Source organism: uncultured Salegentibacter sp., from assembly GCF_963972535.1.
Lineage (GTDB): Bacteria > Bacteroidota > Bacteroidia > Flavobacteriales > Flavobacteriaceae > Salegentibacter.
Window position 1 is genome coordinate 1 of the sequence record NZ_CAXAVR010000142.1, and the last position, 5697, is coordinate 5697.

At 37.0% G+C, this 5697-nt stretch carries 4 protein-coding genes; all 4 read right to left on the bottom strand.

Features of this window, described 5'->3' with window-relative positions; all coding sequences use genetic code 11:
• Window positions 1-899 (bottom strand): alpha/beta fold hydrolase (locus AACZ30_RS12585; protein ID WP_339649725.1); only part of this gene is annotated, 899 nt, incomplete at its 3' end.
• Between the two features lie 7 nt (window positions 900-906).
• Window positions 907-3642, bottom strand: coding sequence for a PD-(D/E)XK nuclease family protein (locus tag AACZ30_RS12590; RefSeq protein ID WP_339649727.1), 2736 nt, complete (start codon window positions 3640-3642; stop codon window positions 907-909).
• 74 nt (window positions 3643-3716) lie between these two features.
• The gene (locus AACZ30_RS12595) at window positions 3717-5126 is read right to left on the bottom strand and encodes an OmpA family protein (protein WP_075325320.1); all 1410 of its coding nucleotides are present in this window, start codon (window positions 5124-5126) and stop codon (window positions 3717-3719) included.
• A 193-nt stretch (window positions 5127-5319) separates the two neighbouring features.
• A partial coding sequence (locus tag AACZ30_RS12600) for an aminotransferase class I/II-fold pyridoxal phosphate-dependent enzyme (protein ID WP_339649733.1) occupies window positions 5320-5697 on the bottom strand: 378 nt, incomplete at its 5' end.

A 5697-nucleotide genomic window follows, 5' to 3' on the forward strand; every position in this document is an offset into this window, starting at 1 on the left:
GAATCAGCTTCGTCGTTATCTATGTATTCGTCTTTTAGATCCTGAACGCTGGCATCGAGAAAAGTTGCCGTTCTATTAAGCACGTGCTGAAATTCTTTAGTTAATTCATCTTTATTCCACGGGTGAGAAATACCAAAAACGTGATCGGCATTTTCTACCAAAAGCAATTTAGAAATAGAGCTCCATTCAAATAAATTCCCGGCATCGGCAATAGATACCGTGGTGTCATTACTTCCGTGAGCAATAAAATGAGGAATATCCAGCTTTTTGGTTGCTTTTTGAATATTTAAGCGCTCCCTGTTTTCTCTAAAATTTTTATAGAATTGGTAATGATGCGGTAATTGCTGCCCGGTACGGGTGTTTTTTATGTATTGCACGCCTTTTTTCTCCCAGGCTTCCAGTTCTTTTTCTTTTGGGAAACGAGAAGCAAAATCACTTACCGCGGCAAGGGTAATAAGCTTGTTAATTCTTTCTTCTTCAGCAGCTTTTATAATTGCAATTCCGCCACCTCGAGAATGCCCAATCAGGTTAATACTTTTCACGTCTATTTGTTGAGCCTGGTCAAAATCTGGGGTTAGCACCCAGTCTATAACTGTTTGGAGGTCATCTAACTCCTTTATATAATTATTATCTCCAAAGGCTTCAATATTTAAAAATTCGGTTGGGTTTTCTGGAGAAGTCCCATTGTGAGAAAAGTTGAATTTCACGAAGAAATAACCTTTTTCTGCATAAAATTCTCCCATTTTATCCCAGGCGCCCCAATCTTTAAAACCTTTATAACCGTGGCAAAAAATTATGATTGGCTTGGGTTTTTTATCGTCGTTAAAAATTAAATCTATAAGAATAGGTTTATTGTGCTTTCCATCTATCTGGAGGTTAGTTCTTTTAGTGATTTCCATAGGTTTTTTATATTTCTTTTTCCTTAAAAGGAATTTCAGGATCGCAAATTTCGGTAATTAGTTTCTTTAATTCTATCTCAAATGCGCCTAGAATCTCCTTCTTTATAGCAGTTTCTTTATCTTGTGTTCTTGGTTTATCTTTTTTGCCGAATTTCAGGAATCCGCTTTTTAAATTTTTAAATGAAATAATGCCGGCTTCAACCGGTAAATCTATCGAGCTTTGATCTTGCATCATCTTAGTATACGCCAATACCTGAAAACTTTTGCTGTATTTATCGTAATCTGAAGCGAGATCTTCCCAATCTACAATTTCAATTTTATCCTGGGTTACCTTCCCCGTTTTATAGTCAATAATTCTGGTTATACCATCAGCATTTTCCACACGGTCAACTTTTCCGCGCATAAAGATCGGAAAATCAAGATGCTCTATCCTAATTTCAGATTTTAAAGTTTTCTCAATTTTTAGGATTTTAATTTCTTCGGATTTCAGTCTGTCTAATTCCAGGTTTAAAAAGTTGCGTAAATAACGTTTGGCCACTTCATAAATCAGCAGGTTTTTTCCCTGGTTGACCGGCCCGTTCATATAAGATTTTTTAAACTGAAGCGTGATCTCTTCCTGGATCCTAGCTTTAAAACCTTTTATATGCTCTTCCGTGAGCATTTGGTTCTCCAGCGGTTTATAAAAATTCTCAAGGCTATCATGTACCACCGTCCCCAGTGTGTTATAAGCTACTGTTTCCTCTACTTCTTCGCTATCACGAACACCTAGAACGTACTGCCTGTAGAAGTCAAGCGGATTTCTAATATAAGAAGTTAGGGCAGAAGGGGAGAAGCCATAAGTAGCGAGGGATTGGATCTTCTCCATAATTTCAGGAGTTTTTTTCACTTCCCGAAGTTCATTTTTAATTGCCGGAACTTTTGGACTCACCATAGCCTGCGTGAGCTGATGCGCTGGTTGTTTTTCTATTTCCAATTGAGTAAGAAACCTGCTTTTTTCTCCGGAATTCAACCCGTCGGTTTCTGTATTATAAAGCAAATGCACATTTTGAGCGCGTTGTAAAAGCCTGTAAAAATGATAGGTGTAAACCGCGTCTTTCTCTTTGTAAGTGGGCAGTTTGTAAGTTTGTTTTAAATCGAAAGGAATAAAAGAACTACCTGATTTACCCGAAGGTAAAACGCCTTCGTTAACCGAGCAAATAATCACATTTTTAAAATCTAAAGCGCGGGATTCCAGCATTCCCATAAGCTGTAAACCTTTAAACGGTCTTCCCTGAAAATCCAGGCTTTGGGTACTCATTATTTCTTTATAAAACTGGTAAAGTGATTTAATACTTTTTAGGTGGGGATAAGCTTCGTTGAGGTTTTCCAGTTTGTTAAACAGCACATGAAAATGATATAAAAACTCCAAACCAAGCTTATTCTCGCTACTTTTTAAATGAAATTTAACCTGGTTTATAATTTCCTGAAAAGCTTCTAAGGCTTTTTTAGGCGAGTTATCCCAACTTCTAAAACAAGCTTTTATTAAAGGTTTTGCTTCAGCAGAAAAGGAATTTATAATTTCTTTTTCTGAAAGATTTACCGTGTTTTCTGATTGTATTTTTTCAATAAAAACCTCGGTTTCCTGCTTTAGAATTTCGCTTAAAGCGGGGTGATTAATTACCGAGATCACATCTTTATAATAATAAGCAGAACCGGTGTTTTGGTGAATTTGAAATAACCTGTCAAACAAAGAAGCGATAGGCGCATTTTTAAGCGGAAAACCCATGGTGATGTTTAAATCCTTTACATTGGTTGGTAAACTGTTTAAAACCGGTAACAAAAGATCTTCTTCTCCCAAAACCACGGCGGTTTCCTGTAGTGTTTCTTCATCTAAATTCGCCAATAATTCTCCTAAATACTTCGCCTGTCCCACATTTTTGGGAACGCCGGTAATTTGAATATTTTTAGCTTTATAATACTCCTTTACGTTGAGCTTAGCTTTCTTCTTCTTATAAACCGGCCAGTCTTTTAAATACTGATTTATAAAAAGGGATGCATCGTGCTGGCGGTCTTTTACAAAAACCTCATCTAAGTCCCAGTAGATCTCTGCACGATCGTTTTCTAATAGATGTTGAACTATTAGTTGCTCAGCAGTATTTAGGGCATTAAAACCGATAAAAATGTGCTGGGCTTTGTTCGTTTGGGTGTATTCTGTAATATTTTCTGAGGCTTTCCTATAAATTAAACCCTGGTAGCCGGTGTTTTTTGATAGTAATTCTTCTTTTAAGGCTTCGTAAAATGCCGGTAAACTATTCCAAAACGATAAATAATTATTTATCAATTCGGTTTTGGGTTCCTGGATAGACCAATGTTTTAGGTCCTGAATATCTGCCAGGTAATTAAAAAAGCTTTCGTAATCTATTAAATAACGGTCTATTTCATTAAAGTCGTGGATAAGGCTTTGTGCCCAGGCCGTAAAAGTTTCAAAATCTTCCTGTTCTTCTATTGGTGTAATTTTCTTGTAGACATTATAAAACTCAAAAAGAGTAAGGGTATTATCTACAGTTTTTATTTTAGAAATTACTTCTGTGAACTCTTCAATACTATAAACTTTTGGGGCGAAAATGTGATTTTCACTTAAAGGAGAAAGTTCTTTTAATAGAAAACTTCCCGCACGTTTGCTGGGAAGAATAAAGATGATTTCTGAAATATTTTCTTCTGAAGAAATGAGTTCCTTTAGAACTCCTGAAATAAAAGATACCATAGGCTAAAAATAAAAAACGCCCCGGGAACCGAGGCGTTTTTCTATAATAATTATCTAACTAATTACCAGATTTCTTATTCCATAGAAGAATCAGAATCTTTTACTTCTTTATTTTTATCTAAAGAGATTTCAACCCTACGGTTATCCTGTCTTCCGGCAGCGGTATTGTTAGTAGCAATTGGTCTTTCTTCACCATAACCTTCAGAAGTTAATCTGTTGCTTGGTACACCATTTTCTTCTAACCATTTCTCTACTGAAGCAGCACGCTCACGAGATAGTTTCTCGTTATATTCGGCGCTACCAGTACTATCGGTATGACCTTCAATGTGGAATATTGTATTTGAATATTCATTCATAATATCAGCAATAGACTGAAGTGCTTCTTCTGACTCATCTCTAATTGTAGCCTTGTTCAAGTCGAACAATACAGTTTTAGAATACTCGTTCAATTCAGAAATAACTTCTACGTCTGGTTCTGGACATCCGTTGTTAGCTGCAGTTCCAGCAACTTCAGGACAATCGTCATCTTTATCTAAAACGCCGTCACCGTCCATATCTTCGTAAGGACAACCATTATTTTCAGCAGGACCTGCTTCGTTTGGACAGTCGTCTTCGTTATCGGCAACTCCGTCACCATCTGCATCTGGACATCCGTTAAGTTCAGCCAATCCGGCTACTTCAGGACAGTCATCATTAGGATCAGCAATTCCGTCACCATCGGTATCAGGACAACCATCAAATTCAGCTAAACCAGCTTCATTTGGACAAGCGTCCATACGGTCTTCAATCCCGTCACCGTCAGAATCCGGACATCCGTTAAACTCAGGTAAACCTGGAGTTTCTGGACATTCATCATCTTTATCGTAGATCCCGTCACCGTCAGAATCTGTTCCACCGAACATAAATTTCACACCCGCTGCGTGTTGAAAGTGTGTTGCACCATCAACATCAAACACGTGTTTGTAATTAGATTCAACAGTTAAAGCAACATTATCTGTAAACCAGAAATTTAACCCGAATTTACCATTAAGAGTTGCTGCACTAAGATCTGAAATTGGGTAATCCCCATTATCAGCAATGCTGGTGTAACCACCACCAATACCAACAACAGGATCTAACCATCCGTCATTTAATAAAGCTCTTAAGCTGTAATTAAACGATCCATCTACAGAATAATATGCCATTTGTGGAACAGATTCAGCGCCATATTGTTCTATTTGGTTTACAGAACCCGCAAGTTCAAATACAAAGCCACTTCCAATATAACGACCTACTGTTAATCTAGACATAGATGGCAAGATATTCCAGTGATCTCCAACGTTAAAATAATCGTCAAAAGTTCCTCCTACATCAGTGGTAGGGTGAAAGTCTACCGCGTTGGTTTGAATCCCTATAGACCAGGGATTGTTTGCATCCTGCGCAGTCACCGAAGTAATGCCCAGAACCAACATTGTAGCGAATAAAATTTTGCTAAGATGTTTCATATTCAATAGTTTAGTTTTAAGTGTTAATTGTTAACAAAAGTAGACTGTTAAAGCTTATCGGCAAAGCATAAAATAATAAAGTTTTCTTAATAAACCCTTAGATAATGGCGTTTTTGAGAGCTTTTTAAGATTTGTAAAGCCTTGTTTTTGCTAATATTTCATTATAAAGATCAGCTACTCTTTAACATTGAAACTAAATTATTTCCAATTCTTTACCCACTTTGGTGAAGGCCGCAATGGCTTTGTCTAAATGCTCCTGCTCGTGCGCGGCAGATAACTGTACTCTTATCCTGGCTTTTTCTTTTGGAACTACCGGGTAAAAGAATCCTATTACATAAATACCCTCTTCCAGTAGTCTCTCGGCCATTTTTTGAGATAATTTAGCATCATAAAGCATTACCGGTACAATAGCCGATTCTCCATCTATAATATCAAAGCCGGCATCTTTAATTCCTTTTTTGAAATATTGAGTATTGCTTTTTAGTTTTTCGCGTAGACTATTATCATTTTTAAGCATATCAAAAACCTTTAGCGAAGCACCAACAATAGAAGGAGCAAGGGAGTTTGAAAA

Bases quoted from the DNA above. Each gene is read 5' to 3' on its own strand.
- AACZ30_RS12590 (WP_339649727.1), bottom strand. From the start codon at position 3,642: ATGGTATCTTTTATTTCAGGAGTTCTAAAGGAACTCATTTCTTCAGAA.
- AACZ30_RS12595 (WP_075325320.1), bottom strand. From the start codon at position 5,126: ATGAAACATCTTAGCAAAATTTTATTCGCTACAATGTTGGTTCTGGGC.